The organism is Acidovorax sp. HMWF029 (assembly GCF_003060895.1).
Taxonomy (GTDB): domain Bacteria; phylum Pseudomonadota; class Gammaproteobacteria; order Burkholderiales; family Burkholderiaceae_C; genus Acidovorax.
In genome coordinates this window covers 1,071-4,103 of record NZ_QAIH01000059.1, presented here as the reverse complement: position 1 = coordinate 4,103, position 3,033 = coordinate 1,071, and the positions used below count along the sequence as shown (strand labels likewise).

Below are 3,033 nucleotides of genomic sequence, written 5' to 3'. Positions count from 1 at the left end.
GGCCCGGCCCCCGCGCCTTTGTCCCCCCTGCTGCAGAACCTGAACGACGAGCAACTCGCCGCCGTCACCCTGCCCGCAGGCCATGCGCTCATCCTGGCGGGCGCTGGCTCGGGCAAGACCCGCGTGCTCACCACCCGCATTGCCTGGCTGCTGCAAAACGGCCACGCTACCCCTGGTGGCATCCTGGCCGTGACGTTTACCAACAAGGCCGCCAAGGAGATGGTGGCCCGCCTCTCTGCCATGCTGCCAGTCAACGTGCGCGGCATGTGGATTGGCACCTTCCACGGCCTGTGCAACCGGCTGCTGCGCGCCCACCACAAGGCGGCAGGGCTGGCGCAGACGTTCCAGATTCTGGACACGCAAGACCAGCTCTCGGCCATCAAGCGCTTGTGCAAGCAGCACAACGTGGACGACGAGCGCTTTCCGCCCAAGCAGCTCGCTTACTTCATCGCCAATTGCAAGGAAGAAGGCTTGCGCCCCGCCAACGTGGAGGCCCACGACAGCGATGCGCGCAAGAAGGTCGAGATCTACCAGCTCTACGAAGAGCAATGCCAGCGCGAAGGCGTGGTGGACTTTGGCGAGCTGATGCTGCGCTCTTATGAGCTGCTGCGCGACAACGACCCCATCCGCGAGCACTACCAGCGCCGCTTTGCGCACATCCTGGTCGATGAGTTCCAGGACACCAACAAGCTGCAGTACGCCTGGCTCAAGCAACTGGCGGGCAACGACGTGGGCGGGCGCTACGAGGCGCGCGGCAGTGTGATTGCCGTGGGCGACGACGACCAGAGCATCTACGCCTTTCGCGGCGCGCGCGTGGGCAACATGACCGACTTTGTGCGCGAGTTCGATGTGCAGCGCCAGATCAAGCTCGAGCAAAACTACCGCAGCTACAGCAACATCCTTGATTCGGCCAACGCTCTCATCAGCCACAACAGCCGCCGCCTGGGCAAGAACCTGCGCACCACGCAGGGCGCGGGCGAGCCCGTGCGCGTGTACGAGGCCAGCTCCGACCTGGCCGAGGCGCAGTGGATGGTCGATGAGATCAAGCAACTGGTGCGCAGCGACGGGTTTGATCGCAAGGAAATCGCCGTGCTCTACCGCAGCAATGCGCAAAGCCGGGTGATTGAATCGGCGCTGTTCAATGCCAGCGTGCCCTACCGCGTGTACGGCGGCCTGCGGTTTTTTGAGCGCGCTGAAATCAAGCACGCGCTGGCGTATTTGCGCCTGCTGGAGAACCCGCACGATGACACCAGCTTCACCCGCGTGGTCAATTTTCCGCCGCGTGGCATTGGCGCGCGTAGCATCGAGGTGCTGCAAGACGCTGCCCGCAGCGCAGGCTGCTCGCTGCACGACGCCGTGAGCGCCGTGCCCGGCAAGGCGGGTACCAACTTCAAGGCCTTCGTCGCCATGGTCGATGTGCTGCGTGAGCAGACCGAAGGGCAGAACCTGCGCAGCATCATCGAGCAGGTGCTTGAAACCACGGGCTTGGTCGAGCACTTTCGCACCGAAAAAGAAGGCGCCGACCGCATCGAGAACTTGCAGGAACTCGTTAACGCCGCCGAGAGCTTCGTCACGCAGGAGGGTTTTGGCCGCGACGCCGTAGCCCTGCCGCTGGACGAGCACGGCACGCCGCTCACGCAAAGCGCGGTGAGCCAAGGGTTGGACCCGAGCGCGCCGGTGCTCGACGAGCCCCTTAAACCCGCCGTGCCCGGCATCGTGGATGCGGACACGGGCGAAACCCTCTCGCCGCTGGCCGCCTTTCTTACCCACGCCGCGCTGGAGGCGGGCGACAACCAGGCCCAGGCCGGGCAGGACGCGGTGCAACTGATGACCGTGCACGCCAGCAAGGGCCTGGAGTTTGACGGCGTGTTCATCGGCGGCATGGAAGAGGGCCTGTTCCCGCACGACAACGCGTCGAGCGACCGCGACGGCCTGGAGGAAGAGCGCCGCCTGATGTATGTGGCCATCACCCGCGCGCGCAAGCGCCTGTACCTGAGCCATTCGCAAACGCGCATGCTGCACGGCCAGACGCGCTACAACGTCAAGAGCCGCTTCTTTGACGAACTGCCCGAGGCCGCGCTCAAGTGGATCACGCCCAAGCAGCAGGGATTTGCTTCGTATGCTCCTAATATGGGAGCTTCAAACCCATATGCATCAGGCGGAAGAGGCAGTTTTGGCTTGAAATCTGAGACCTTTGCCAGCCCCCCGGTGCCCCTGCAGAAGGCCGCGCCCTCGCACGGCTTGCGCGTGGGCATCGCCGTGTTCCACACCAAGTTTGGCGAAGGCAAGGTGCTGGCCATCGAGGGCACGGGCGACGACGCGCGTGCGCAGGTGAACTTTCCGCGCCACGGCACCAAGTGGCTGGCGCTGTCGGTGGCCAAGTTGACGGTGGTGGACTGAAGGTGAATGAGCCCGCGAGGGCGTATACCGATGCAACCCCTGGGGGCGTGTGGCGGTGGTGTCGGGTTGCGCTGTGCTGCGCTCAACCGACCTACGGGGCGTTTTGCTGGATGGGAATTGTTTGCTTCTCTTTTGATAGCTAATAGCGCTTATCCATAGCGCGGAGAAGCCTGTTTTTCCTCGAAATTTCAGCCTTGCAGCACCACCCAGTGGTTGTCCAGCCGCGCGCCTTGCAACCCTGTTCCATGCGGATGCGCCAGCGGTGCCGCAGCCTGCGCGTTCTGCAGGCTGCTTGCCAGGCCGCCCGCCCACAGCGCGCCGCTGCGCACGGCCAGCGGGCATGCGTCGGGCAGCGGCACCAGGCCTTGCCAGTCGCCCTGCAATGAAAACGTGGCGATGCCATGGGCGCGTGGGCAGCTCACGGCCCAGCCGGTGGGGGTGGCGGCCATGCTGCCGCCGTAGCCGCGCAGGCTCCGGGCCACAGGTTCTGGCGCCGCCAGCAAGCGCAGCGCGTGGCCGTCAAACAGGGCCAGCACGGGCGCGGCGTTCCTGGCTGCGGCGTCGTCGTGTTCGGCCTGCAGTGCGATGCCCAGCAGGGCGCCGTCGGGGCTCCAGGCCAGGTGGCGCAGGCTC

Annotated in this window: 2 protein-coding genes; one reads left to right on the top strand and one right to left on the bottom strand. The window is 65.4% G+C overall.

Annotated elements, in window-relative coordinates; genetic code table 11:
* Nucleotides 1-2,400: UvrD-helicase domain-containing protein (locus DBR12_RS03730; protein WP_369861339.1), on the top strand; the 2,400-nt coding region annotated here is incomplete at its 5' end.
* Nucleotides 2,401-2,588: 188 nt separating this feature from the next.
* On the opposite strand, the gene DBR12_RS22525 is transcribed toward DBR12_RS03730, so the two are convergent.
* A partial coding sequence (locus tag DBR12_RS22525; protein WP_233244286.1) for a DUF1513 domain-containing protein occupies nt 2,589-3,033 on the bottom strand: 445 nt, incomplete at its 5' end.